Below are 26027 nucleotides of genomic sequence, written 5' to 3' on the forward strand. Positions count from 1 at the left end.
GGTGATCAGAGCGCGGCGGTAGCGCCGTTGCGGGCGATGCGCACGGCCAGCGCGTGCCGGCAGGGGCCGCGCCCGCCGCCGGTTCCGGCCCACCAGTCGCAGGTGCACTGGAACGCGCCGTCCGCGGCCAGGCGGACGCGGTGCACGAAGCTCCCGGAGACGACGTCGGCCATCTCGCCCGGTTCGAGTCGCACCGCGCCCGCCGCGACCAGCTCGCGGGCGGCCTTCAGCCGCGGGTTGTGCCGTTCGACTCGCCCTGTGGCATAGGGCAGTTCACGATGGTAGTGCGCGGCTTCGGCGAGGTCGTAGCCGATGCGGCCGTCGACCCCCAGCCGCGTCAACGCCGATCGGACCCGCTCGACCGCGAGTCCGGACTGTGCCGCGAGCAGGCCGAGGTCGATACGCGGATCCCAGGCCAGCAGCACCGACAGCAGCTCGGCGTCCGATTCGGTCTCGGCATCGGCCAGGGCGTTCAATACCGTGCCCTCACCGGAGAATCCGCGCCCGGTCTCGGGTGAGAGGGTGAGCGTGAGCCGCATTCCAGGCAGGCCGATCTCCCACGCCGAGGCCAGCAATCCGCTGCCCGGGGCGGCCGGCGGGCCGTACAGTCGCAGCGAATCCGCCTGGCGCAGCACCCGATGCAGCGCGGCCAGCCGCTGCGGACCCGGCAGGCATACCGTCCCCGCGGCCGGGCGCGAGGTGAGCCGCAGCCTGCCCCCGGCCGCCGCCACCCACTGCCCGCCCCGCGCGGCGTTGCCGCCCGAGCGCGGCAGCGACCGCAGGAAGCGCACCGCCTCGGCGGCGGAGACCTCCGCGCGCAGCTCGAATCCCGCCGCTATCACCTGGGTTTCGGCGAAGCCGCGCAGCCAGCGGTCCGGCAGCGGCACCTTCTTCTCAACCACCCGGTCGCCCAGGGTGGCCACGGCCAGTTCCTGCGGGCCGACGGTGAGATGCAGCGGATCGCCCGCGGTGACGCCGTTGAGCGCGTCGCGCAGCGGGGTGTTCACATCCACATTCGTTGTCCCGTGGCCGATCTCGCCGTCCAGGCCGGAGTCCAGCACGTCGAGCCGCGCGTGCACCCCGCAGCACGCCGAGAACGATTCGAACCGCAACCGGTCGCCGTTGCCGGTCACCACCGGGTCCAGCAGGCCCGAGCCCGTCCGGCGCGGGTCGTAATACCGAGCCGCGGCCACGTCGGCGACCGCGAGCAGGCCCGCCGCCGCTACCGCCGGATCCTTCAGAAACCCTTGGAAGAACGTGGGATTGGCGACGTCGCCGCCGGGGGTGCGCCCCCCGCTGGTCTGCAGGCCGAGCAGGTCGCGCCCACCCGAACGATCGAGGCCCGACGGCCGGAGGTAGGTGAGCGAATGCGTCGCTGTCGAACTCATGCGACGCACGGTAGAGCGGGGTACCGACAGCGAACGCGGATCAGGCCGCGGGTGCCGCGGCCACCCCCCGCACGGCGTTCGACCGCCGGCGCGCCGCGCCGATCCGCTTGCCTATCACGCCCTGTCGCGGCGCGAACAGGTAGACGAGCGTGAAGACCGCGCCCTGCACGACCACGATCATCGCGCCGGACGCCGTGTCCAGGTGGTAGCTCAGGTACAGGCCGGTCACCGCGCACACGGCCGAGACCGTCGGCGCGATCAGCAGCATGCGGCCGAAGCGATCGGTGAGCAGGTAGGCCGTGGCCCCGGGAATGATGAGCATGGCGACCACCAGGATCACCCCGACCGCCTGCAGCGCCAATACCGCCGTGAGCGCGAGCAATCCGAGCAGCGCGGTGCCGATCAGCTTGGGGTGCAGGCCGATCGCGTGCGCATGAGTGGGGTCGAAGGCGTAGAGCGTGAAGTCGCGGCGCTTCAGGTACAGCGCGGCCAGCACGATGACGGCCAGCACCGCGACCTGGATCAGCTCCGCGCGGCTCACGCCCAGCAGATTGCCGAAGATGATGTGGTTCAGGTCGGTTTGGCTGGGCGTCACCGAGATCAGCACCAGACCCGAGGCGAACAGGGTGGAGAACACGATGCCGATGGCGGCGTCCTCCTTGACCCGGCTGGTGCTGCGCACCACGCCGATCAGGGCGACGGCCAGGAAGCCGAAGATGACCGCGCCGACGGCGAAGGGCGCGCCCACGATGTAGGCCAGCACCACCCCGGGCAGCACGGCGTGCGAGACCGCGTCACCCATGAGCGACCAGCCGATCAGCACCAGCCAGCAGGACAGCATGCCGCACACCACGGCGGTGATCACGCTGGTCAGCAGCGCGCGGGTCATGAACTCGTAACCCAGTGGGTCCAGCAGCATTTCGGACAGGCTCATCTCAGCCCGCCTTCGGCAGCGCGTCGCGGACCGGCAGGTCCCGGTCCGGCACGTCGCGGTCGAGCACATCCATGCCGAAGGCCAGCGCCAGGTTCTCCGGGCGCAGCACCTCGCGCGGATCGCCGTGCGCCAGCACCCGCCGATTGAGCAGGATGGCCTCGTCGGCGAGACCGGGCAGCGCGTGCAGATCGTGGGTGGAGATGAGCACGGTGACCCCGTCCGCGGCGAGTTCGCGCAGCAGGGTCGTGATGGTCGCCTCGGACCGCTTGTCGACCCCGGCGAAGGGCTCGTCCAGCAGCAGCACCGTTGCGCCCTGGGCGATTCCACGCGCGACGAAGGCGCGTTTGCGCTGTCCGCCGGACAGCTGGCCGATCTGCCTGCCCGCCAGGTCCGTCAGTTCGACCCGCTCCAGCGCGTGCGCGACGGCTTCCCGGTCCGCGCGCCGGGGTCTGCGGGTGAAGCCCATGTGGCCGTAGCGGCCGGTCATCACCACGTCGCCGACCGAGAGCGGGAAGCTCCAGTCCACGTCCTCGCTCTGCGGAACATAGCCCAGGACACCGGATTTGCGCGCGGCCGCCGGGGCGGCGCCGTTGATCAGCACCGTGCCGCGGTCGGGGCGGACGAGTCCCATGATGGATTTGAAGAGCGTCGACTTGCCCGAGCCGTTCATGCCGACGAGTCCGCAGATCCGGCCGCTGCCCACGGCGACGGTGACGCCGTCCAGGGCGAGCAGGTCGCCGTAGTGCACGCTGACGTCCGCGACGTCGATCGCCGCGCTCATGACGCGCGTCCGGTCAGCGCGGTGGTGATGGTGGCGGCGTCGTGCCGGATGAGATCGAGATAGGTGGGCACGGGACCGTCACTCTCCGAGAGGGAATCGACGTACAGGGTGCCGCCGAACCTGGCGCCGGTCGCCTCGACCACCCGCCGCATGGGCGCGTCGGAGACGGTGGATTCGCAGAACACCGCGGGCACCTTGTTGGCGCGCACGAAATCGATGGCCGAGGTGATTTGCTGCGGGGTCGCCTGCTGCTCGGCGTTGACCGCCCAGATGTACTTCTCGGTCAGCCCGGCGTCGCGGGCGAGATAGGAGAACGCGCCTTCGCAGGTGACCAGCGCCCGCTCGTTCGCGGGCAATCCGGACAGCGTGCCGACCAGATCGGTATGCACCTGCTGCAGCTTCGCCTTGTAGGCGTCGCCGTTGGCGCGGAAGTCCGCGGCGTGCGCGGGCGCGAGCTGCTCGAACGCGCGAACCATGTTGTCCACGTAGATCTGCACGTTCAGCGGCGACATCCACGCGTGCGGGTTCGGCTTGCCCCGGTAGGCGTCCTCCCCGATCGCGATCGGGGACACCCCGTCGGTGACGACCACGTGCTCGACCTTCGCGTCGGTGACGAACTGGGAGAACCACGCTTCCAGGTTCAGCCCGTTGTCGATGATCAGATCGGCCTTGGCCGCCTTGCGGATATCCCCCGGCGTCGGCTCGTACCCGTGAATCTCGGCCCCCACCTTGGTGATCGACTCGACCGCCAGGTGCTCCCCCGCCACATTGCGCGCGATATCGGCCAGGACGGTGAACGTGGTGAGCACCGTCGGCTTGCCGTCACGATCCGATTCGCCGCCGCACGCGGTGAGCGCGAGCAGCAGCGCGCACACACCGCCGATCGATGTCAGCGCGCGCAGCGGCACACGCCCGGACCGCCGAATCCAAACCTTCATCACCTGAATATAAAGTTCGGTTCCCCGAACTTTCAAGACCGGGCGTTCGAATAACAGCTGGATCACAGTCTCGGCATACCCGCCCGACCGGGCGTTTCCTGCTCGTCCAGCCAATCGGGACCCCGATATCCGGGTGGGTTGCTGATTATTAGCTCTGACATTGAACCGCAGCCCCGAAAACCTCCGGGAATCAGCATTCAACGGACCTACCGTCGGTCATCCGGATGCGAGAATTCGGCACGCGCCGAATCGGACCGCGCCGGGCAAACACCGCGCGACCACCCCGTGTTCGGGATGTGACGTGCGCCGCAGGAGCTATCCGCGGGCGATTTCTGAGGTTAGCCTATCCTCGCTTGAGGCTGGCTCGTTGTCCTGTCGGTTCCGGCGCGGAAGCCGGGCAAGGCCGGGGCGAGCGTGCGCGGAGCCGGCGGGACGAGTGAACCATGTCGTTCGTTGGCGCGTCGTTCGCGGCGCCGGCTGAGGAGAACTCGTGTGATTGGACTGTACGACCCGGAGCAGGAGAAGAGCAGTTGCGGCGTCGGGTTCCTGACCCGCAAGGACGGCGTCCAGACACACGAGATCATTCACAAGCTGCACGAAGCGCTGTGCGCCGTGCCGCACCGCGGGGGCATGTCCTCCGAGGGCGTCGGTGACGGCGCGGGCGTGAATCTCGATCTGTCCCTGCGGTTCTTCGCCGAGCTCACGGGACGGGCAGACCTGCGACTCGGAGAGTTCGGGGTGGGGAACTTCTTCCTGCCCGCCGAGCCGGAGCGCGCCGCCGAGGCCGAGGCCGTCATCGAGAACGCGCTGCGCGCGCAGGGATTCGAGATCCTGCTGACCCGCGACGTGCCCACCGACGACAGCGCCGTCCGCCCGGCCGCGGTTCGCTATCAGCTACCGGTGCGGCAGTGGGTCTTTCGGGCCGACTCCGACCGGCGCATCCACGACGCGCTCATGGCGATCGAGGCCGTGGCCTACACCCGCCCGGAACTGCGCGGGCTGTACCCGCTCTCGCTCAGCGCCCGCACCCAGGTGCTCAAGGGCAGGCTCAACTCGCACGAGGTGGTTCCCTACTTCCGGGATCTGAACGATCCGCGGATGCAGGTGCACTCGCTGTTCTTCCATACGCGGTTCTCCACCAACACCGCGCCCGATTCCACGATGGCGCAACCGTTCCGGTTCATGGCTCACAACGGCGAGCTCAACACTGACAAGAAGAACCGGCTCTCGGAGAACGCGCTCGCCCGCGCCCGCAGCCGCGCCATCGTGCGCCCGGCGGGCCAGTCCGACAGCTGCCGCCTGGATCAGACCCTGCAGAACCGGGTCATCGAGGACGACCTCGACCTGGTGACCGCGGTGGTGGCCATGATGCCACCCGCCTGGGAGAACGACACCACGCTCTCGCCCCGGGTCACCGCCATGCTGGAGTACTTCAGCCTCTACGAGGAGAAGAACGACGGCCCGGCGGCGCTGGTCTTCGGTGACGGCGTGATCATCGGCGCCCGCCTGGACCGGCTCGGCCTGCGCCCGCTGCGCACCGTCGAGACCACCGACTACCTGGGCGTCATGTCCGAGGCCGGGCAGGTGTACTTCCCGCCCGAGCAGGTGCTGGTGCGCGGGCGCATCGAGGCCGGCGGCATGCTGTTCTTCGATCACGCGGCCGGGCGCGCGTACGGCACGACGGCGGCCCTGGAGATGCTGGCGGCCCGCCACGACTACCCGGCCCTGCTGACCGCCGCCCGGGTGAACATCGCCGACCTGCCGCCCGTCCCGCCCGAGAACCAGAGCGCCCCCGCGCGATACGACGGCGACCTCACCCGCCCACAGCGCTACGTCGCCTACTCGCTCAATCAGGAGAGCTTCAAGTTCCTGATGGATCCCATGCTGGCCACCGGCCAGGAGAAGATCTCGGCGATGGGCTACGGCGCGGCCATCAACGCGCTCTCGGACCAGGAAGGCGGTGTGGCCAAGTACTTCTCGCAGCGCTTCGCGCAGGTCACCAATCCGCCGCTGGACAGTATTCGGGAAGCCGACGGCATGACCCTGCGGGTCGCGCTGGGCGCCAAGCCCAACAGCGGCGCGCAGGCGGCGCCGCAGATCGTGGTCCGCTCCCCCATCCTCAACCACCGGGACATGCTCAAGATCCGTGAGCAGGGCGATACGCCGGTGCGGCGCTTCGGCATGCGCTACCGCGCCGATCTCACCGATCCCGCCGCCAATGCCGCGGCCCTGGTGCGCGCGGTCGACGAACTCTGCGAACAGGTACAGGAATTCGCCCGTGAGACCGGCGGCATCGCGATCATCACCGACCGCCACGTGTCGGCCGAACGCGCCGCGCTGCCGCTCATCCTGGTGGTCTCGGCCATCAACCAGCGGCTCATCGAAGAGGGTCTGCGCCTGCGGGTTTCGGTGATCGCCGAGAGCGGGCAGCTGTGTTCCTCGCACCACGTCGCCGCGGTGCTCGGGTTCGGGGCATCCGCGGTGTACGCGCTGTCGGTGCAGATGCGCGCCGAGGAGAAGTACGGCGACGACGCCGACAGCGCCTTCGCCCGGTTCGCCAAGGCGGCCGAGAAGTCGCTCATGAAGACCATGGGCCGGGTGGGACTGTGCACCGCCGAGAGCTACATCGGCGGCGAGTTCTTCGAGCCCAACTACCTCGACACCGCGGATCCGGTGCTGCGCAGGTACTTCCCGAACGTGGTGTCGCCGGTGGCGGGCGTCGGATTCGCGACTTTGGCCGCGGCGGTGGCGGATTGGCACGCCCGTGCCCGGACGGTGCGCGGCGAGCAGGACATCCCGCTGCTCGGGTTGTTCAAGGAGCGCGCGGAGGGGGCCGGGCACTCCTACGGCACCACCGCGGTGCGCGGTTTCGTCGACATGACCGAGGAGGCCATCTCCTTCGACGACACCGCACGCCCGCACAATCCGGCGATGGCCGACCCCGCTCACCTGCGGCTGCTGCCGCTGAACCAGCTCGAGGGCGCGTTCGGGCTCGACGACAATGCCTACCGCAACACCAGTTTCGACGAGCTCACCCCGCGCGCCATCGACAGCTTCGACATCACGGCGGGCTATCGCAATTTCGTGCGGGCCATGAACGCCGAGCGCACGCGGCGGCCCGCCGCGCTGCGCGACGTGCTCGCCCTGCCCGCGGATGTGAACTTCGTGCGCACCGCCGACGAATTCCGCAGCGAGATGGGGCAATTCGCGCGCTCGGGCAACAATTCGTTCCTGGTTCGCGGACTGACCCGCGAGCAGCAGGGTGATGTGTTCACCCTGCGGCTGGCCCACACCCCGCACCGGCTCGCGGCCCTGGCACAGTCGCTGCGCGCCCGGTTCGGCGCGGACATCGCCGAGGCAGAGGTCAGCGCCGAGCACCTGCGCGTGCGTGCCACCGGCGCAGCGGCGGCCTATCTCGCGGCGGTGGACACCGCCCCCGCCTCGATTCCGCTAGCCACGGTCCAGCCCGCCAGCGAGATCACCGCCACCCTGGCCTCGGGCGCGATGAGTCACGGCGCGCTGGTCGCGCCCGCGCACGAAGCGGTAGCGCACGGCACCAATATGGTGGGCGGACTGTCCAATTGCGGTGAGGGCGGCGAGCACATCACCCGCTACGGCACCATCCGCGGCTCGCGCATCAAGCAGTTCGCCTCCGGGCGCTTCGGGGTGTGGGCGGGCTATCTCGCCGATCCGATGCTGCGCGAACTCGAGATCAAGATCGGGCAGGGCGCGAAACCCGGTGAGGGCGGCCAGTTGCCGGCGCCGAAGGTGACCGTCGAGATCGCGGCCGCGCGCGGCGGCACCCCGGGCGTAGAGCTGGTGTCCCCGCCGCCGCACCACGACACCTACTCGATCGAGGATCTGGCCCAGCTCATTCACGACTGCAAGGCCGCCCGGGTGCGGGTGATCGTGAAGCTGGTGTCCTCGGAGGGCATCGGCACCATCGCGGTCGGGGTCGCCAAGGCCGGGGCCGACGTCATCAATGTCGCGGGCAACACCGGCGGCACCGGCGCGGCCGCGGTCACCAGCCTGAAGTACGCGGGCCGCTCCGCGGAGATCGGCGTCGCCGAGGTGCATCAGGCGCTGTGCGCCAACGGTATTCGACAGAAGGTCGTGCTGCGATGTTCGGGCGCGCATCAGACCGCGAGCGACGTGGTCAAATCCGCGCTGCTCGGGGCCGACAGTTTCGAATTCGGGACCACCGCGCTGATGATGCTGCGCTGCGTGATGGCGAAGAACTGCAACATCAAGTGCCCGGCCGGTCTCACCACCAATCCCGAAGTGTTCGAGGGTGATCCGCGCGCGCTGGCGCAGTACCTGCTCAACATCTCGCACGAGGTCCGGGAGATCCTGGCCACCCTGGGCGTGCCCTCGCTGCGGGCGGCGCGCGGGCGCAGCGATCTGCTGCACCTGCTCGACCACCCGTCCTCCATCGGACGCCTGGACCTGCGCCGAATGCTGGCCGTGGCAGCGGAATTCGTCGTCGAGAACCCGATTTACATGGAGAAGGACTACGCGATCGACGACTCCTTCCTCGCGGCGCTGAGCCTGGACGGTGCGGTGCTGCCGCCGGTCGCGCTCACCAACCGGAACAAGGGCGTCGGCGGTCAGCTCGCCATCGACATCGAGCGCATGCTCAACCACGGCGACGCCGACGGCGCGGCGGTCGTGACCGACGACCGCGGCCGGCGACATCTGCAGCCCGGCAGCGTGGAGATCACCACCACCGGCTCGGCCGGCCAGAGCTACGGGCTGTTCTGCAACGACGGAATCAGCCTGACCCACATCGGAACCTGCAACGACGGCGTGGGCAAGAGCGCCTGCGGCGGCGTGATCACCGTGCGGTCGCCGGGCGGCGGCTCCACCGCGCCCGGGGGCAGCGTGCTCATCGGCAACTTCGCGCTGTTCGGGGCATCGGGCGGACGGCTGTTCGTCGACGGCGAAGCCGGTGACCGGTTCGCGGTGCGCAACTCCGGGGCCTCGGCGGTCGTGGAGGGCGTCGGCGAATTCCTGTGCGAGTACATGACCAACGGCGCGGTGCTCAATATCGGCGGCTTCGGCAAGGGCGTCGGGAACGGCATGAGCGGCGGCTTCCTCTACCAGTACGACCCCGAAGGCGCGCTGGGCGCGAAGGTCAGCGCGGATTCGGTGCTGGTGCTGCCGATCACGGACGCGCCGTTCCACGAGCAGGCCGCGCGCACGCTGCTGGAATGGCACGTCGAGGCGACCGGGTCCGAGCGCGGCGCGGCGCTGCTCGCGGACTGGGAGGGCACCCGCGCGCACCTGGTGTACGCCATGCCGCGCGCACTGCTGCAGTACCAGGACGCCGACGCGATTCTGGCCGCCAAGACCCGCAGGGAGCTGCTGGACGAACTCGCCGCCGCGCTGTCCGGGCATCAGGTGCGCAAGTTCAAGCTGTCCTACCGCGAGTCCCGCACGGTGCTCGGCGGTGCGGTGCCCGGATACGGCGACACCGATACCGAGGAGATGTACGCGCTGCTCAACACCTACACGGTGCTGAACATGGCGCAGCAGCTGGCGATGTCGCGGCTGCCGGAGGTGACCGCGGTACAGGATCCGCGCATCGGGGCCGCGGTGCGCAATCTGGTGCTCACCGAGGACTTCTTCCTCATCCAGAAGTTGCAGAAGTACGCCCGCGAGGCCATCGACGGGTTCAGCGACGAGGACCTGGCGGTCATGGTCGCGGACAAACGACTCACCGACTACAAGCGGGCGCTGAGCGAACGCAATGTGCGCTCGATGGACAGTCCCGGCACCTACGGCTGGATCCTGTTCCAGAGCGCCAAGAACATCGACCGCATCGGCCGCCTGCCCTCCTTCGAGGAACTGTTCGCGCACAAGGCGATTCCGGTCGTCGCGCTGTCCGGTCCTTCCCTGCAGACCACCTGAAGAGCGAGTACATGAAGATCGCCTACATTCCCGAGGACGCGCCGTTCAACGAGGACCAGCGCGCCTGGCTCGCCGGCTTCCTGGCCGGCCTGCACTCCCGGCTCGCCATGGCGCCGGCCGCCGCCCCGGCGAGCACCGAAACCGGTGCGCCGCGACCGTCTCTGCGCATTTTGTACGGCAGCCAGACCGGCAACGCCGAAGGGCTCGCGGCCGACACCGCGGCCGCGGCCACCGCGCAGGGGTTCGACGCGCGGGTCAGCGGGCTCGACGACATCAAGCTCGACGAGCTGGTCGGATTCAAGTACGTGCTGGTCATCACCTCCACCTACGGTGAGGGCGAGATGCCGGACAATGCCGAATTGTTCTGGGAAGCACTGTCTTCGGAGACAGCGCCGCGTCTGGAAGGGCTCGCCTACGGCGTGCTCGCGCTCGGCGACACCGGCTACGACGGCTACTGCCAGGCGGGCAAGCTCATCGACACCAGGCTGGAACAGCTCGGGGCGCATCGGGTCGTGGGGCGGACCGACTGCGACATCGATTACGAGACACCGGCGGCCGAGTGGGTGCGCGGCGCGGTCGCCACGCTGGTGACCCTGGCCGGGGCGGGCGGCACGCCCGGGACGCCGCCGCCCAGCACCCTCGCGCGGTCCGGGTGGACGCGCAAGAATCCGTACGTGGCGCAGCTGCCGGTGAACCGGCTGCTGTCGGGGACCAAGTCCGGCAAGGAGATTCGGCACGTCGAGTTCGCGCTGGCGGACAGCGGCATCGGGTACGAGGCGGGTGACGCGCTGGCGGTGTTCCCGGAGAACAACCCCGCGCTGGTGGCGGCCATCGCGGAGCACTTCCGGGTGTCGCCGGACACCGTCGTGGACGGCGAGCCGCTGAGCGTGCTGCTCGGCGGTCGCTACGAGATCAGCACGCCCGCCAAGGATCTGCTCAGCGAGGTGGAGAGCCGCGCGGAGAACGAGGAGCTCTCGCACGTGCTGCGCGGCGGGGTCAAGGACGTGCTCGACCGCTGGCTCTACGGCAAGGACATCCTCGACATCCTGCGGATCGGGGGTGACGTGCTGGCGCTGGAGGAGTTCATCGGACTGCTCAAACCGCTGCAGCACCGGGCGTATTCGATCTCCTCGAGTTCGCTGGCGCATCCCGAGCGCATTCACCTGACCGTGGCGGGGGTGCGGTATCAGCACGCGGGGCGCGATCGCGGCGGCGTGTGCTCGACCTATCTCGCCGATCGGTGCGGGGAGGCGCGAATCTTCTTGCAGCCCAACAAGTCCTTCCGGGTGCCGAGTTCGGACGACGCGCCGATGATCATGGTCGGTCCCGGGACCGGGATCGCGCCGTTCCGGGCGTTCCTGCAGGAGCGGGAACAGCGCGGTGCGGGCGGGCGCAATTGGCTGTTCTTCGGGGACCAGCATCGCGAGCACGACTACATCTACGCCGAGGAGCTGACGGCCTGGCACGGGTCGGGGCTGCTGGACCGGCTGGACCTGGCGTTCTCGCGGGATCAGGCCGACAAGATCTACGTGCAGTCCCGGATGCGCGAACACGGTGCGGACCTGTTCGCGTGGCTGGAGGAGGGCGGGCACTTCTACGTGTGCGGCGACGCCACCCGCATGGCCAAGGACGTGGACCGGGCGCTGCACGAGATCGTCGGTGAGCACGGCGGATTCGACGCCGAGGCCGCCGCGGACTACGTCAACACCCTCAAGCGCGAGAAGCGGTACGTCCGCGATGTGTACTGACGGCCACCGCTGCGAACACTGCCCCGCCCGCCGGGTGGCCGGCGGGGCGCGGGTCGTCGCCCAGGCACTGCCCGCCCTCGGGATGGTGGTCACCGCGACCGCGAACGCCGCGGCCCTGCTCAGCCACACCGGCGAGTATCTGCCGCCCGCGTTTCCGGGCGAGGCGCTGTCCTGCGGCGCAGACCGGATCGCGCTGCGCCTGCACCCGGGCCGGATCGCCGACATCCACCTCACCCCCCGCGCCCTGACCCTGGCCGACGCGTCGGGCACCCACCGCGCCTACTTCACCCCGCGGTCCGATCCGATGCTCATCGAGGCGATCGCGCTGGCGCCCGCCGCGCCGCCGGAGCCCGAGACGCCGCTGCGCTGGTCCGAGCTGGATTGGCGGGACACCGACCAGATCACCCACCTGGACGCCCTGACCACCGAGCGCTACCACGTGCTGCCGTTCACCGGCGCGCGCCGCGTGGAGCCGCGCGTGCTCCCGCACCTGCTGGCCCACCTGGCCGACCTGTCACTGCCCTTCACCGTCGCTGTCCCCGGCGGCGGCTGCCTGCAACTGCATCGCGACCGCGCCGCCCTGGTCGAACACGAACCCGATCACGTGTCGGTGGTGTTCGGCGCCGCCCGCTACGCGGTAAGCCCCCTGCACATCCGCGAGTGCTGGCTGACCCACTCGCACGGCCCCACCGGCGTCACCTCCGCCCTCGAGCTCTACGACCACGACAACCGCTGCGTGACGGTCCTGACCCAGACCGGCTCGATCTGCCCCCACCTGCACGGCGCATGGGAAGCGATCGCGGCCTCACTCCCCGATCCGGGCGCGTGAGGGCGCGGCGGATCGGCTGTCAGGATTCGGCGGATAAGCCGAGCCGGCTGAAATAGCAGGCCGGACAGCGGGCGCGGGGCCGCGCCGGCCGAATCGAGATGGTTCGCCGCGGCGATCGGGGGATGGGGTGGGGCGGGGGCGGATATGGTGGGGGCGAACCTAACTCGGTGCGAGGGGGACGGCGTGGAGCAGGGGCGGGCCAGCCGGACGGCGTTGTCGATCGCTTTGATCCGGGCCGCGCATCGGGGGGATTCGGGAGCGCGGCTTTTCGATGATCCGCTGGCGGCAGCCATTTGCGGAGTGGCGGACGGGGAAGTGGCGGCTGCGCAGGAGAATTGGATCCCGGACGTGTTGCATCCGTGGATCCTGGTCCGGTTCCGGGTGGCCGAGGACGCGATCGGGGCGGCCGTCGCGGCGGGGGTTCGGCAGCTGGTGATCCTGGGGGCGGGGCTGGACACCTTCGGGTACCGGAACCCGTATCCGGGGCTGCGGGTGTTCGAGGTGGACCATCCCGATACGCAGGCGTGGAAGCGAGAACGGTTGCGGGCCGCGGGGATCGGCGTGCCGGAGTCGGTGGCGTTCGTGGCCGCGGATTTCGAGGGGGACGACCTGGGAGACGCGCTCGGGGCGGAAGGGTTCGACCGGACGGCGCCGGCGATCTTCGTCTGCCTCGGGGTGGTGATGTATCTGAGCAGGGCGGCCACGCTGCGGCTGTTCGCCTTCGCGGCGGGGCTCGACGCGCACGCCGAACTCGTCGTCGACTACAACGATCCGGCCGCCACCCGATCCGCCGAACGCCGCGCGATGGGGGCGGACGTGCTGACCAGGGTTGCCGATCAGGGCGAGCCGTGGCAGACGTTCTTCGCACCCGCCGAGCTGGCCCGCGAACTCGAAAAACTGGGCTTCGACGGCATAGTCGACACCTCGGTGCCGGAAACCCTGTCCCGCTACGGATTCGACCCGGACCCGAAGTACGACGTGTTCGCCGGGCGCATCGCGCACGCCGTCCGGCGGTAGCGCCGCCCGCGGACCGAGGAGCCGAGCAAAGACCGTAAGCCGACCGCGGTCACGGGCCTGGAACACGCGAATGCCCCGGGTTCGAATGGTTTTCGAACCCGGGGCACGCGGGTGGTCGTCCCGGCCGATCGTCTATCGGATCGGATCGATCAGCAGCTGGTCGGCACCGGATCGTTGCGGAAGCGCGCTTCCACGTAGTTCCACGCGTCCACGAAACCCGCTACGGCCGTGGTCATGTGCTCCGCGATGTCGAACGGCCGGAAGTCGACCGGCGCACCCGCCTTGCAGTAACGATCCGCCACCTCGGCCACCGGGCCGAACGAGGTCAGGGTGTCGAAACGGCCCTGCCACAGGTAGGTCGGCGCGGTGGGCACGCCCGGGTAGTGACGCAAACTGTTCTCGCGCAGCACCGCCCGCGCTTCCTGGCTGTCCATCAGGGACTTCGACGCCGCCAGCTGCTCGGCGTTGCGGAAGGCGCCGTGGAACAGCAGGAACCGGCGGCACGCGTCGTGGGTGAACTCCCGGAACCACAGACCCTCGGGGTTGAGCTGGTCCGAGACCGGAAGCCGGTCCGGGTACTCGCGCTCGAGGCCCATCGCCGCGGCGAAGGCCAGGCCGAAGCCGGGGTGCGGTGCGAAACCGAGCGCGAGCGCCATCTCCTCGAGGTCGGCGGGGACGCCGCCGGCCACGACCGCGGCGATCTTCAACTCGGGTGCGTAGGTGGGCGCCAGCGCGGCCGCCCACGCGGAAGCCATTCCGCCGCCGGAGTATCCGGCGATGGCCACCGGCGACGAGCCGAGGCCGAGTTCGGTCGCCTTCTGCACGGCCCGGACGCTGTCCAGCGTCATCATGCCGCTGAGCTTGGCCGCACCGTAGGCGGAGGTGGGACCGAGGTAGTCGGGCAGCGAGACCGCCCAGCCCCGGCCGATCGGCAGCATGGCGCCGGGCGCGTCCTGCAGTTCGCCGTTGAACAGCGACCGCGACGGATTGCACTGCGTGCCCAGGGAATTGATCAGCGCCTGGTACGACACCAGCGGCGGATTCGCCACCCCGGCTGGCAACAGCACGGTGGTGACGCCCATGACGGGGCCGCCGAGCGAGTTGGTGGAACGGAAGGCGACCTGCCAGCCCTCGGTGCCGACGTACGGACCGGTGTCGATCTTGCGGGTCCGAACGACGTCGCCGGGCTTCAAATTTCCCAGGTCGGCGGGCTGAGCGTAGAAGGCATCGGGATCGGGGGTCGGGTACAGCGGGGCGGCTTGCGCGGGCGCGCTCACCACTCCCAGGGAAGCGACCGCACTCAACATCAGGACCGCGGCCCTGAAGGCAACTCTGAACAAGACTTTCCTCGTATGGTCAGCCGCCATCGAACGCTGATTCCTCGGCCCCGACACCTCGAACTCAGTGCGTCGTACGGACCGGCACTTCTGAACTGTGAATCACACCGACTATTGCGTGCCCTGCGTCTACAGCACGAATCGAAAATGTGAATCTGTCAGTTTCACAATCTAGCTCAAGATCGTTTGGTCGGCTGCACAACGACTGTTGGGGCTTGCGCCGGGCTCCAGCACCATCGCGTCCCGCTCGGCGAGTTCCGCATCGTCGGAGGTGTCCTTCAACTCCACTCCCGACCGCCCGATCCGGCGCGCACCCTCGATCAGACCGCAGGCTACCCGCGCGGCCCGCGCGTAGCCGAGCCCCTCCGGCGGATGGATATTGGAGATGCAGTTGCGCTCGGAATCGGCGCGGCCGGGCCGGGGCAGGTGGGTGAGGTAGATGCCGAGACTGTCCGCGACCGACAGCCCGGGACGTTCGCCGATGAGCACCAGCAGCGTTCGCACCCCGAGGGCGTGCCCGATGTGGTCGCCCAGCGCCACCCGGGCCTGGGTGGCGATGACCGGCGGCGCGAGGGTGTAGCGGTCACCCAGCTCCGCGGCGAGCGCCAGCAGCATGGGCGCGCCGTGATCGGTGAGGGCACGCGGGGACAGGCCGTCCGCGAGGACGACCCCGACGTCCGCGCCGGTCGATTCGATGCCCGAAAGCCCCTCTCCGGTAGTGCTTTCCGCGGGCAGACGACCCAGATCCGGCCTGCGCAGGTACTGCGAGCGATCAACGGCCCGGCTGGCGACGTGCACCGGCTCCCCGAGTCCGAGCGCGCGCACCCGCGCCATCAGGCCCGGCACGTCGAGCGGGTTGTGCACGGCGTCGCGGGCGGCGGCGTGCGCGGCCCGGAATTCCAGCACCTCCGCGGTCGGCAGCGCGTCGCCCGCCCGGCCGAGCCCGATGCGGGCCTGCGTGCTGCGTCGCAGGCCATCCCAGAATGCTTGGGCGGCAACCGATTCCACTCCCGGCACGGGTCTCGTCCCGCTCATCCCGCAATGGCCAGCGTGTGCAGGGGCGAGGAGAGCGGCTCGATCGGCAGCACCCGGCCGTTCGAGTCCAGCATCCCGAGCCGCTCCAGCCAGGCCGCGAACTCCGGAGCGGGTTTGAGCCCCAATACTTTTCGAGCGTAGAGGGCGTCGTGATAGGCCAGGCTCTGGTAGCCGAGCATGACGTCGTCCGCACCCGGCACCGCGATGACGAACGCGCACCCGGCCGCACCCAGCAGGGTGAGCAGGGTGTCCATATCGTCCTGGTCGGCTTCGGCGTGATTGGTGTAGCAGACGTCCACGCCCATGGGCAGGCCCAGCAGCTTGCCGCAGAAGTGATCCTCGAGCCCCGCGCGAATGATCTGCTTGCCGTCGTACAGATATTCGGGACCGATGAACCCGACAACGGTATTGACCAGCAACGGATCCAGGTCCCGGGCCACGGCGTAGGCCCGCGCCTCGAGGGTCTGCTGATCCACCGGACGGCCGCCGACGCCCAGGTGCGCACCGGCCGAAAGCGCCGAGCCCTGACCGGTTTCCAAGTACATGACGTTGTCGCCGACGGTTCCGCGGCGCAATGACCGTCCCGCCTCGTTGGCTTCGCGCAGCAGCGAGATGTTCACGCCGAAGCCCGAATTCGCGCCCTCGGTGCCAGCGACGGATTGGAAGACCAGGTCCACCGGCGCACCGGCCTCGATCAATCCCAGGGTCGTGGTGACGTGGGAGAGCACGCAGGACTGGGTGGGAATGTCGAAGCGGCGGCGCACCTCGTCGAGCAGGTGCAGCAGATCCGCCGTGGCCCTGGGTGAATCGGTGGCCGGATTGATGCCGATCACCGCGTCGCCGCAGCCGAGCAACAGCCCGTCCAGCACCGCCGCGGCGATGCCGCGCGGATCGTCGGTGGGATGGTTGGGCTGGAGCCGGGTGGCCAGGGTGCCGGGCAACCCGACGGTGGTGCGGAATCCGGCCCGCACCTCCACGGCCTTGGCGACGGCGATCAGATCCTGATTGCGCATGAGTTTGCTGACCGCGGCGACCATTTCGGGGGTGAGCCCGGGCGCGACCGCGGCCAGGGTCGCGGCCGCGCCCGGGGCGGCGGCCACGTGCAGCAGCCAGTCCCGCAGGCCGCCCACCGTGAGGTGGGAGACGGCCTGGAAGGCCCGGCGATCATGGGTGTCGATGATGAGCCGGGTGACCTCGTCGGTTTCGTACGGCACCACCGGATCGTTCAGGAAAGCGGGCAGCGGCACCTCCGCCAGCGCCCATTGCGCGGCCGCGCGTTCGGCATCCGATCCCGCGGCGCAACCGGCGAGTTCGTCGCCGCTGCGCCGGGGTGTGGCCTTGGCCAGCAGGTCGACCAGACCGTCGAAGGTATAGGAGGCGCCGCCGATCATCTGGTGGTAGCGCGTCATTCGAGCTCCTGTTCGGCGCGCGCCAGCACGGCGAACTCCTCGTCGGGTGAGTTGGCGACCAGGCGGTGCCGGCTGTACAGGCCGAAATAGAGCAGGAAGGCGCAGAAGGCGGCCAGGGTCCAGCCGGCCGCGACCGGGTCGACCAGGAAGGTCGCCACCACCGACACGCACGCCACGATCAGCGCGAAACCGGTGGTCGCGACGCCGCCGGGGGTGCGGTACGGCCGGCGCATGCCCGGCTCGCGCACCCGGAGCACGATGTGGCTCACCATCATGAGCACGTAGCTCAGGGCGGCGCCGAAGACCGCCATGTTCAACAGCATCGCGCCCTCGCCGGTCAGCGACAGGCCGAAGCCGATGACGCCCGGCACGATGAGCGCGAGCATCGGCGCCTTGCGCCGGTTGGTCACCGACAGCGACTTGGGCAGGTATCCGGCTCGCGAGAGCGCGAAGGTCTGCCGCGAGTACGCGTAGACGATGGAGAAGAAGCTCGCGACCAGACCGGCCAGCCCGATGTAGTTGACCGCGGTGGCCGCTCCGCTGTCACCCAGCGCCTCGACCAGGGGGTTGCCGGAGGTCGAAAGCTTCTCCGCGCCAAGGGCTCCCGTGGACAGCAGCAGCACCGCGCCGCCGGTCACCAGCAGCACCAGCATCGCCGCGATAATGCCCTTCGGCACGTTCTTCTCCGGCTCGCGCGCCTCCTCGGCGGCCAGCGGCACGCCCTCCACGGCGAGGAAGAACCAGATGGCGAAGGGAATGGCGGCCCAGACCCCGAACGCACCGAACGGCAGGAACGAGGAACTGCCCAGCGCGTCGGGATCGGCCGGGATATCGGTGAGATTGGCGATCTCGAACTCCCCCCAGGCCGCGACAGCGAAGATCACCAGACCGGCCAGCGCCACCACGGTGATGGCGCACATGACCTTGAGCGCCTCCCCCGCACCGGCGAGATGGATGCCGATGAACAGCGCGTACACCGCCAGGTACACCCACCACCCGTCGGTGATCCCGAACAGGTTCAGCGATTCGACGTAGCCGCCGATGAAGGTGGCGATGGCGGCGGGCGCGATGGCGTACTCGATGAGAATGGCCGCGCCCGTGGCGAATCCGCCCCACGGTCCCAGCGCCCGCCGCGCGAAGGTGTATCCGCCGCCCGCCGCGGGCAGTGCGGCCGACAGCTCCGCCATCCCCAGCACCATGGCCAGATACATCCCCGCGATGAGGACGGTGGCGATCAACAGCCCCCCGAACCCGCCCTGTGCGAGTCCGAAATTCCACCCCGAGTAGTCCCCCGAGATCACGTAACTGACCCCGAGCCCCGCGAGCAGCACCCACCCCGCGGACCCCTTCCGCAGCGTTCTCTTGGCCAGATAGTCGTCGGAGGCGGCTTCGCCGATGAGGTCGGTCCGGGTCGCAGCAGTCATAGAGAGACTCGCACTCCTCACACACTGAGCTGGGCATACGCCCAGAAAGGTTTACCCGCCCAACTTCCCGCACCGATGTTGCTGAATTGTCACCGCCGCCTTCCGCCGAAATTACCTCGCGTTACGTCCCGCGCTCGGCATGCCCCGAACTCGGCGCCCCCGAACACGAGAACGGCCCGGAATCGAGTGATTCCGGGCCGATCGCGGGGCAGCAGGGCGCTACCGTCCTCCGCTCATCGCATCCGTGCCGGGAGGGGCCACCCGCCCGGGCTCCAGGACGTCAGCGACCACCGCGGCCACCCGGTCGCGGAACGAGGCGGGGCCGAACGACTCCGCGTGGGCTCGAATCACGGACGAGTCGAAGGTCGCCGAGTCGAAACCGGTCATCCGCTGGGCCAGGTGTTCGACGACCTCCTCGTCGGAGCCGGGGGGCACGTACTCGCCGGTCACGCCGGGGCGGACCGTGTCCAGGGCGCCGCCTTCGGACACCGCCAGGACGGGGGTGCCGCAGGCCATCGCTTCCACGGGGACTATGCCGAAATCCTCGATCCCGGGCATCAGCAGGGCGCGGCAGCGGCGGTACATGTCCACCAGGACCTCGTCGGGGGCCGCGCCGAGGAAGGTGGTTTCCGGGCCGGCCAGCTCCTCGAGTTGGCGGCGGAAGCGGCCGTCCCCGACCACCATCAGGCGGCAGCCCGCGCGGCGGGCGGCTCGAATCGCCAGGTCCGGACGTTTGTAGGGCACGAGCCGGCCCGCGAACAAGAAGAAGTCCTCCCGTTCGACGGTGGGATCGAGGGCGAAGCGATCAAGGCGCACGGGCGGATTCACCACCGTCGCGGGTAATCCCCACCAGTCCTGCACCCGCTCGGCGACCGCGTGCGAGTTGGCGATCACCCGGGTCAGGTGCGGGGCCGCGCGCAGCTCGGCGCGCCGGGCGATGTGGCCGAGGCCGGTCAGGGCGAGCTGCCCCGCGCGGCCGCCGCCCTCCTGCGCGCGAAAAGCCCTGTCCCAGGCCCAGCGTGCCGGGCTGTGCACGTACGCCACCACCGGCGCGTCCGTCGCGAACACCGCCTGGGTCGCGAAGGCGTGATGGCTGACGACCACCGCGTCGAACCGGCCGGTCAGGGGCAGCCCGCGGAACGCGCGCGGCGCGAACGGCAGCAGCGGCGCGTGCGATCGGCGGCCGGTCGCGGCGTGCGCGCGGGTGAGCCAGGTGTCCTCGATGTCCCCCCACGGCATCGCCAGGTTGTCGGCGGGCGGCGCGGGCGAGCGGGCGACATCGACGATGGGCGCGAAAACCCTTGCGCCGGGCCAGGTTCGGGTGAACTCCGCGACCACCGCCTCCGAGCCGCCGTACTCGGTGAATCGTTCGTGCACGAGTCCGATCCGCGGCGCGCTCATTCGGCGGCCTGCCCGATGCGCCGCGGTGCGGCGAAGCGGCGGATCGCGGGCGCGGTGGGGCGACCGCGCAGCAGCCCGTCGACCCCGCCCTGATCGAGCGCCCTGCGGTAGATCACCGCGGCGGCCCGGCAGGCCGCCGCGGTCTGATCGATGTCGGCGTCGGTGTGTGCGGCGGAGGTGACGAACGATTGCCCGAGCACCCCCCGCTCGAGCATCTCCTGCATGAACAAGGTGCGAAACTCCTGTGCGGGTTGTCCGGAAGCGTCGTTCGTGCGAAAGATCAGGCAGGACGGGCGGCCCGCCACCTGCAGGTGACCGGCGATCCCGGCCTCGGCCGCGACGGCGTTGACGGCGTCGGCCAGGCGACGGCCCGCGTGTTCCATCCGGCCGATGGGATCGGTGGTCGCGTAGGCCCGCACCACCGCCCGGAACGCCGCCAGCCCGGCCGATTCCGCGCCGTGCGTGGTGGAGAGCAGGAAGACCCGGGCCCGCTCGGTGCGCAACCCGCCGAGCTCCATGAACTCGCGCTTGCCCGCCAAGGCCGAGATCGGGAACCCGTTACCCATCGCCTTGCCCCAGCACGAGAGATCCGGGGTGACGCCGTACACCGCTTGGGCGCCACCGGCCGCCCAGCGGAACCCGGTGATGATCTCATCGAAGATCAGCAGTGCGCCGTGCCGATCGCACAGGGCGCGAACACCTTCCAGATATCCGGGTGCGGGTTCGGCCAGCGCAGTGGCCGCCTCCATGATCACGCAGGCCACCTCGTGCCCGGCCAGCAACACCGCCAGCGCCTCGAGATCGCCGTACTCGAAACGAACGACGTCGCCGGTGTCGGGGATGCCGCCGTTCATCGCGGTCGTGCCGATGAACCAGTCGTCGGTGGAGAAGAACGGCTGATCGCACACCGCCACCGTGGTGCGACCGGTCGCGGCCCGCGCCAATCGCACGGCCGCCGTGGTGACGTCGGAACCGTTCTTGGCGAACTTCACCATGTCCGCTCCCGGCACCAGACTCAGGAAGTCCTCGGCGGCAAGCAGTTCCAGCTCGGTCGGGCGGGAGAAGTTGACCCCGTCCGCGATCGCCGCCGACACCGCCTCGACCACCGGCCGATACCCGTGGCCGAGGGTGACCGAACGCAGGCCCATGCCGTACTCGATGTACTCGTGACCGTCGACGTCCTGTACCCGGCACCCGTTGCCGCGCACCAGCACCGGGGCCATCGCCTCGGGGTACTGATCGTCCCCGCGCGCATAGGTGTGCGCGCCGCCGGGCACCAGTTCGTGCAGCCGGGCGCGGGCGGCGGCGCTGGCGGCGAGGTGCGCGTACGACGGGCTCGAAGCGGGCGTCCGCTCCGGCGCGGGCGGGCCGGAGGAAGTGATCATCGGTGCGTGCCTTTCGGATTCAGCATCGGGGCTCGGCGAAAGCTTTGAGATAGCCCGCACTCTGGCGCAGGTACATCCAGGACCAGAACCGCGGACCGGTGGGCGTGGGGCTGGCGACCATGGTCAGCTCGCCATCGAAGCACTTGCCGAGGATGTACCGGGCCCGCGAGATGTGCGGGGTGAAGGTCACGACGATGATGTGCCGCCAGCCGAACCGCGCGGCGCGCCTGCCGACCTCCTGCGCCTCGCCCTGCGTCGTCCAGGGATCGGGCTCGAAACAGCTGACCTGGAAAGCGAAGTGGCCGTCGCAGTATTTGGCCATCTCCGGGTCGTCGGCGCCGGTCGAGCGCGAGATCAGCAGTTGCGGCGCGTATCCGCGCCGGGCCAGCTCGAGGCCGAGGTCGAAGCGCTCGTACGGCGTGCCACCCAGCACCACGATCGCGTCGGCGGGCCGCAGCGGATCCAGTTGCGGATGCACGTACACCGGAAGTCCGGCCACCGCGACCGCGCCGCACACCGTCACGGCGGCCGCGAGCCGGACCGCCCACCGCCGTCGCCGCCTGCCGGATTCGGTCATGCCGGCACCGAACGCTGCCGAGCGCCGGCCTCGACGGTGACCGCCCACAGCTCGTGATCGCCACGACGCCCGCCGGGCCCGACGATCTCGCGCAGTATGCCCTCCGACGCCATCCCGGCCCGTACCGCGGCCGCGGCCGTCGCGGGGGCGCCCGCCGGCGCGGTCATAGAAAGCCGCAGGACGCCGAACCGCTCGAACGCGGTGTCGATCAGAGCTCGCAGGGCGGTCGCGCCGATATCACCGTCCGGGTCCGGCACCGCGAGGTGAAGATGCACGCGCGCACTGCGATTGAAGCGATCGAGGCCGTACAGCCGGGCCTGCCCGACCGGAACGCCCGCGCGTTCGATCACCAGGATCAGACCCGGATCGGAGGTCAGCCCCGACCAGCCGCGCAGCTGCGTGGTCAGCTCGTGAATCATCGAATGCTCTTTGGGCACAGCCGGTCTACAGACATCGGCCAGCGTGCGACTGCGCAGCACCACGTCCGGCCGCACGCCGGAGGTGATCAGTTCGTGTGTGCCCCTGCGCAACCGCCGCAGTCTGCGCCGCAACCACCCCAGGGCGAAACGCACGACCCCGGCCGCCAGCGTCGCGGGGCCCGGCGCGCGCTCGGGTTCCAGGGCGACGAGCCGCTCGACCGGGTCCGCGTCCATGCCGGCGTACTTCTCGACGGTCCGCGCCGCGTACCCGCCCGGCGGCGCGGCCGCCACCGTCGCCACCCAGAGTTCGTGGTCGCGGCGCTCGCCGCCGACATCGAAGTAGCGCGCCATGGTCGCCTCCCGGACCATGCCGCACACGGCGGCCCCGCGCAGCACCGGCGCGTTGTCCGTGGAGATCGGCGCGACGATCCGCTCCAGGCCCAGCTGCTCGAGCGCGAAGTCGATCAGCATGCCCGCCGCCACCGTGGAGACCCCGCGGCGCGCCCGGACCGAGTCCAGCCAGAAGCCCATTTCCGCGCTGCGCGTGCGCCTGTCGATCGCTGTCAGCTCGATCTGGCCGGCGAAACAGCCGTCGACCTCGATCACCAGTGCCAGCCGCCGCCCGAGCCGGGTGTACACCACGGCGTCGAGGAACTCACGCACCCAGACCCGCTCGCTGTGCCGGGCGCGCCAGCCGAGCGGCGAAGTGCCCCAGTAGGGTTCGATCAGCCGTTGATCCAGGAGCCGGATCTGCCGCCAGCGCGCGAAGTCCGCCGAGCGCGGCGGCCGCAGCACGATCGTTCCACCCGGCAGGCTCACCGGCCCGATCCGGGTTCGCGACAACGCTTTTCGGCTGCTGATCATCGAGGCGTCACCGCGTCGGCCGCTGCTTGCCGAGCGGGGCCGTGGTGAGCGCGCCCGAGGGCGACACCACCAGCCGCCAGTAGCCGCCCTCCGGATCCTTGAGCACCACCCCGCCGTCGGCGCGATCGGAAAACCAAGCCCCGCTGGACAATATGGCGGACATCGGTGCGCCGTCGGGCGCCTGCGCGCGGAAGACATCGGCGTCCCCGGTCGCCTGCGCGATCAACGTTCCCTGTACCGCGGGCACGTTCGCACTGCCCCGGCCGATCACCTGCCAGCCCGGCGGGAAGACCCCGGCGGCGATGTCGGCGGCCGCGCTGGAGATCAGATTGATCGCCGTGCCCTCCGGGCAGCCCGCCGCATCGATCCGCAATTCGATGGGGGTCGAATGCGGGTCCGGATCGAACCGCACGTTCGCCAGATAGGGCTGGCGGCAATGGATCAGGTCGAGGCAGACGCTGCGCGCGGCCACCTTGCAGTTGACCATGCCGAACTGGGACGGCCCGCCCGCCCCGCCCGCCTGACCGATCGACAGCGCGATGTCCGAACCCTCGAACCACACATTGGTCAGCCACCAATCGTTCGATGCGCCGTCCACCCAGAGGTGCTTGTCGGTCGTGCGCGGGTCGTTGTCCGAGACGAACTCGACGTTGGTCAGCGCCAGCCCAGCGTTGTGGTCGTTGCCGGTGCCGAGCACGCCGATGCGGTTGTTGGTGAACTTGGACGAGGTCACGTAGTTCTGGATGCAGGAGGTCACCAGCCCGAACCCGAAGTTGTTGATGTCGCAGTTCAGGAAGGCGGTGCCGCCGGTGTTGCCCTCCAGCACCACCCCGCGTTGCGCGGCGTAGCGGGGGAAGTTGTCGCTCAGATGATTTCCGCGAATCACGACCGAGTCGAAGGAGCAGCGGAAGCACTGGAACAGCGACACCGCGGTGGCCGACGGCCCGGTGAGATAGATGCCGAGCCGGGCGAAGCGCACCCGCTGGCGATGCCGAAGCGAGATCAGCGTGGTGTCGGTCTCGCAGAGAATGGTGGTGGCGTCGCCGCCGTCGCCGTAGATCGTGGCGAAGTCCGAGAGTTCGGGCCACCGGGTGACCCGGTACGTGCCCGAGGGCAGGTACAGCACCAGCGGCTCGTCACCGATCCGGCAGGCCGCGGCGATCGCGGCGGTGTCATCCGCGGTGCCGTCGCCGATCGCGCCGAAATCCCGGACATTGCGGACCGTGCCGCCCGGCGCGGCGGCGCCGGGCCCGGCCGCGGCGCACGCGGCGACCGGCAGGGTGACCGCCGCGCCGAGGGCTCCGGCCAGCATGCGACGCCGCTGCATTCCCTCGCCCGTCACCTGCGCAGCCCTCCGGTCAGCCGCTCCGCCCACCCGCCGCGCGCGGCGATGGCGATCGTCTGCGGCCGGCTCGCGCCCACCGTTGCCAGCGCGGCCACCGCGCCGTTGACCTCGCCCGAGGTGGTGTGGCCGAGTTCGGCGATCCCGATGGTCCGCCCGCAGCGCGGGCCCACGGTGAGCGCGTCCGCGGCGGCGAGCACCGGCGCGACATCGATGAGCACGTCGTCGAACATGTTCTCGAGTTCGGCGAGCAACTTGTCGAACTGCTCCGAGGCCAGCAGATCCGACATGCCGTGATCGGCGGCCCCCAGCGGGATCACCCAGATGCCGCGGTCGGACCAGGACAGCACGCCCTCGGCGGCCGACCGGCCGCCGCGCAGCATGTCGACCAGCCCCGCACCGTTGTTCTCCGGCATCAGGCCGGTGCTGCCTTTGCGGGTGGTGTCGGCGTCGATCAGCAGCACGTGCCGCCCGGCGTCGGCCAGCGAACGCGCCAGCCCCACCGCGAGGGCCGGCTCGGAGTTCTTCGAAAAGCTGGTCAGCATGGCGGTTTTCACGCGGCTGCCCGCCACGTCCTTGACCAGGCGAGCTCGCACCTGGCGCAGGTCGGCCTCGGTTCCGGGGCCGTCGAGCGCGACCGTGCCCAGCACCGGCACCAGCTCCGCCAGTTCCGGCTGCGAGCGCACGCGGCGGTCGAGCCGTTCGAGCAGCAGCGCTCCGCCGCCGCCGAGCAACAATCCGGCCAGGATGCCGATCATCACGATCCGCGAGGACTGCGGTGAACTGGGCGCGCCGGGCAGCTCCGCGCGGTCCACCACCGCGACCCGCGCGGCCGGAGCGGCGGTCGACTCGATGGTCTCCAATTCGTCCACCAGGGCGCGGAATTGCGCGACGACCTCATCGGCCAGATTGCGCGCCCCGGCGGCGGACGGCGCGGTGACGGTGACGCGCAGCATCGCGGTGGCGGGCGGCGAGGCCACCGTGACCCGTTGCCGCAGTTCCTCCGCCGATCCCCGCAGCCCGAGCTGACCGATCACGCGATCGAGCACCTTGGTGCTGGTGGCGAGCTCGAGGTACGACCGAACCCGCTGCTGGGCGGCCAATCCGCCCTGGTACGAGTCGTTGACCGAGGTACCGGTCGCCATCGACACGTAGACGCTGCTCGACGCGGTGTAGGTGACCGGCGCGGTCTGGAGGTACCCGATCGACCCCAGCAACCCGAGCAGCAGCGCGACGACGACCACGCCCCAGCGCCGCCGGACGACCCGCACGTAATCCACTAGTCCCAT

18 protein-coding genes are annotated in these 26027 nt (G+C 70.2%); 4 read left to right on the forward strand and 14 right to left on the reverse strand.

Annotated elements, in window-relative coordinates; all coding sequences use genetic code 11:
- Positions 1-5: 5 nt before the first annotated feature.
- From ACFVBH_RS13650 to ACFVBH_RS13665, 4 genes are read right to left on the reverse strand one after another with little or no spacing between them, the layout of a single operon-like run.
- Positions 6-1388 carry an SWIM zinc finger family protein gene (locus ACFVBH_RS13650; protein ID WP_379001920.1) on the reverse strand — a complete coding sequence of 461 codons (1383 nt, stop codon included), beginning with the start codon at positions 1386-1388 and terminating at the stop codon, positions 6-8.
- A 40-nt stretch (positions 1389-1428) separates the two neighbouring features.
- Entirely contained in the window at positions 1429-2322 is an 894-nt protein-coding gene (locus tag ACFVBH_RS13655) for a metal ABC transporter permease (RefSeq protein ID WP_354987453.1), read from the reverse strand.
- A 1-nt stretch (position 2323) separates the two neighbouring features.
- Positions 2324-3103: a metal ABC transporter ATP-binding protein gene (locus ACFVBH_RS13660; protein ID WP_354987454.1), complete on the reverse strand. Its 780-nt coding sequence runs from the start codon at positions 3101-3103 to the stop codon at positions 2324-2326.
- Complete coding sequence (locus ACFVBH_RS13665) at positions 3100-4041, reverse strand: metal ABC transporter substrate-binding protein (protein ID WP_354987455.1); 942 nt, start codon at positions 4039-4041, stop codon at positions 3100-3102. The genes ACFVBH_RS13660 and ACFVBH_RS13665 overlap by 4 nt, the downstream gene beginning before the upstream one ends.
- 492 nt (positions 4042-4533) lie before the next feature.
- On the opposite strand from ACFVBH_RS13665, the gene ACFVBH_RS13670 reads away from it, so the two are divergent.
- The 4 genes from ACFVBH_RS13670 (at position 4534) to ACFVBH_RS13685 (ending at position 13545) form a co-directional block, all read left to right on the forward strand.
- Positions 4534-9951: a glutamate synthase-related protein gene (locus ACFVBH_RS13670; RefSeq protein ID WP_379001923.1), complete on the forward strand. Its 5418-nt coding sequence runs from the start codon at positions 4534-4536 to the stop codon at positions 9949-9951.
- Between the two features lie 11 nt (positions 9952-9962).
- Positions 9963-11699 carry a sulfite reductase flavoprotein subunit alpha gene (locus ACFVBH_RS13675; protein WP_379001925.1) on the forward strand — a complete coding sequence of 579 codons (1737 nt, stop codon included), beginning with the start codon at positions 9963-9965 and terminating at the stop codon, positions 11697-11699.
- A complete protein-coding gene (locus ACFVBH_RS13680; RefSeq protein WP_379001927.1) occupies positions 11689-12528 on the forward strand; it encodes a hypothetical protein in 840 nt (279 codons plus the stop codon). Before ACFVBH_RS13675 ends, ACFVBH_RS13680 begins: the two co-directional genes overlap by 11 nt.
- 144 nt (positions 12529-12672) lie before the next feature.
- A complete protein-coding gene (locus tag ACFVBH_RS13685; RefSeq protein WP_379001929.1) occupies positions 12673-13545 on the forward strand; it encodes a class I SAM-dependent methyltransferase in 873 nt (290 codons plus the stop codon).
- 149 nt (positions 13546-13694) lie between these two features.
- Here the strand turns inward: ACFVBH_RS13685 and ACFVBH_RS13690 are convergent, their stop codons facing one another.
- The 10 genes from ACFVBH_RS13690 to ACFVBH_RS13735 form a co-directional block, all read right to left on the reverse strand.
- The gene (locus ACFVBH_RS13690; RefSeq protein ID WP_354987504.1) at positions 13695-14852 is read right to left on the reverse strand and encodes a lipase family protein; all 1158 of its coding nucleotides are present in this window, start codon (positions 14850-14852) and stop codon (positions 13695-13697) included.
- Positions 14853-15053: 201 nt separating this feature from the next.
- Entirely contained in the window at positions 15054-15917 is an 864-nt protein-coding gene (gene eutC, locus ACFVBH_RS13695; protein ID WP_379001931.1) for an ethanolamine ammonia-lyase subunit EutC, read from the reverse strand.
- Entirely contained in the window at positions 15914-17326 is a 1413-nt protein-coding gene (locus ACFVBH_RS13700) for an ethanolamine ammonia-lyase subunit EutB (protein ID WP_379001933.1), read from the reverse strand. Before ACFVBH_RS13700 ends, eutC begins: the two co-directional genes overlap by 4 nt.
- On the reverse strand, positions 17323-18750 hold the full coding sequence (eat, locus tag ACFVBH_RS13705; protein WP_379001935.1) for an ethanolamine permease: 1428 nt from the start codon (positions 18748-18750) through the stop codon (positions 17323-17325). The genes ACFVBH_RS13700 and eat overlap by 4 nt, the downstream gene beginning before the upstream one ends.
- A gap of 219 nt (positions 18751-18969) precedes the next feature.
- Positions 18970-20151: a glycosyltransferase gene (locus ACFVBH_RS13710; RefSeq protein WP_379001937.1), complete on the reverse strand. Its 1182-nt coding sequence runs from the start codon at positions 20149-20151 to the stop codon at positions 18970-18972.
- Positions 20148-21536: a glutamate-1-semialdehyde 2,1-aminomutase gene (locus tag ACFVBH_RS13715; RefSeq protein WP_379001939.1), complete on the reverse strand. Its 1389-nt coding sequence runs from the start codon at positions 21534-21536 to the stop codon at positions 20148-20150. The genes ACFVBH_RS13710 and ACFVBH_RS13715 overlap by 4 nt, the downstream gene beginning before the upstream one ends.
- A 19-nt stretch (positions 21537-21555) precedes the next feature.
- The gene (locus ACFVBH_RS13720; RefSeq protein ID WP_379001941.1) at positions 21556-22113 is read right to left on the reverse strand and encodes a YdcF family protein; all 558 of its coding nucleotides are present in this window, start codon (positions 22111-22113) and stop codon (positions 21556-21558) included.
- Positions 22110-23351, reverse strand: coding sequence for a GNAT family N-acetyltransferase (locus tag ACFVBH_RS13725; protein ID WP_379001943.1), 1242 nt, complete (start codon positions 23349-23351; stop codon positions 22110-22112). The genes ACFVBH_RS13720 and ACFVBH_RS13725 overlap by 4 nt, the downstream gene beginning before the upstream one ends.
- Before the next feature lie 52 nt (positions 23352-23403).
- The gene (locus ACFVBH_RS13730) at positions 23404-24738 is read right to left on the reverse strand and encodes a glycosyl hydrolase family 28-related protein (RefSeq protein ID WP_379001945.1); all 1335 of its coding nucleotides are present in this window, start codon (positions 24736-24738) and stop codon (positions 23404-23406) included.
- Positions 24735-26027 (reverse strand): Wzz/FepE/Etk N-terminal domain-containing protein, encoded by a 1293-nt coding sequence (locus ACFVBH_RS13735; protein ID WP_379001947.1) that lies wholly within the window; start codon positions 26025-26027, stop codon positions 24735-24737. The genes ACFVBH_RS13730 and ACFVBH_RS13735 overlap by 4 nt, the downstream gene beginning before the upstream one ends.

This window comes from Nocardia sp. NPDC057668 (assembly GCF_042799795.1).
Classification (GTDB): Bacteria; Actinomycetota; Actinomycetes; order Mycobacteriales; family Mycobacteriaceae; genus Nocardia.

Coding starts and splice junctions, on each gene's coding strand:
- ACFVBH_RS13650 (WP_379001920.1), bottom strand. CDS start 1,388: ATGAGTTCGACAGCGACGCATTCGCTCACCTACCTCCGGCCGTCGGGC.
- ACFVBH_RS13655 (WP_354987453.1), bottom strand. CDS start 2,322: ATGAGCCTGTCCGAAATGCTGCTGGACCCACTGGGTTACGAGTTCATG.
- ACFVBH_RS13660 (WP_354987454.1), bottom strand. CDS start 3,103: ATGAGCGCGGCGATCGACGTCGCGGACGTCAGCGTGCACTACGGCGAC.
- ACFVBH_RS13665 (WP_354987455.1), bottom strand. CDS start 4,041: ATGAAGGTTTGGATTCGGCGGTCCGGGCGTGTGCCGCTGCGCGCGCTG.
- ACFVBH_RS13675 (WP_379001925.1), top strand. CDS start 9,963: ATGAAGATCGCCTACATTCCCGAGGACGCGCCGTTCAACGAGGACCAG.
- ACFVBH_RS13680 (WP_379001927.1), top strand. CDS start 11,689: ATGTGTACTGACGGCCACCGCTGCGAACACTGCCCCGCCCGCCGGGTG.
- ACFVBH_RS13685 (WP_379001929.1), top strand. CDS start 12,673: ATGGTGGGGGCGAACCTAACTCGGTGCGAGGGGGACGGCGTGGAGCAG.
- ACFVBH_RS13690 (WP_354987504.1), bottom strand. CDS start 14,852: ATGTTGAGTGCGGTCGCTTCCCTGGGAGTGGTGAGCGCGCCCGCGCAA.
- eutC (WP_379001931.1), bottom strand. CDS start 15,917: ATGAGCGGGACGAGACCCGTGCCGGGAGTGGAATCGGTTGCCGCCCAA.
- ACFVBH_RS13700 (WP_379001933.1), bottom strand. CDS start 17,326: ATGACGCGCTACCACCAGATGATCGGCGGCGCCTCCTATACCTTCGAC.
- eat (WP_379001935.1), bottom strand. CDS start 18,750: ATGACTGCTGCGACCCGGACCGACCTCATCGGCGAAGCCGCCTCCGAC.
- ACFVBH_RS13710 (WP_379001937.1), bottom strand. CDS start 20,151: ATGAGCGCGCCGCGGATCGGACTCGTGCACGAACGATTCACCGAGTAC.
- ACFVBH_RS13715 (WP_379001939.1), bottom strand. CDS start 21,536: ATGATCACTTCCTCCGGCCCGCCCGCGCCGGAGCGGACGCCCGCTTCG.
- ACFVBH_RS13720 (WP_379001941.1), bottom strand. CDS start 22,113: ATGACCGAATCCGGCAGGCGGCGACGGCGGTGGGCGGTCCGGCTCGCG.
- ACFVBH_RS13735 (WP_379001947.1), bottom strand. CDS start 26,027: ATGGGACTAGTGGATTACGTGCGGGTCGTCCGGCGGCGCTGGGGCGTG.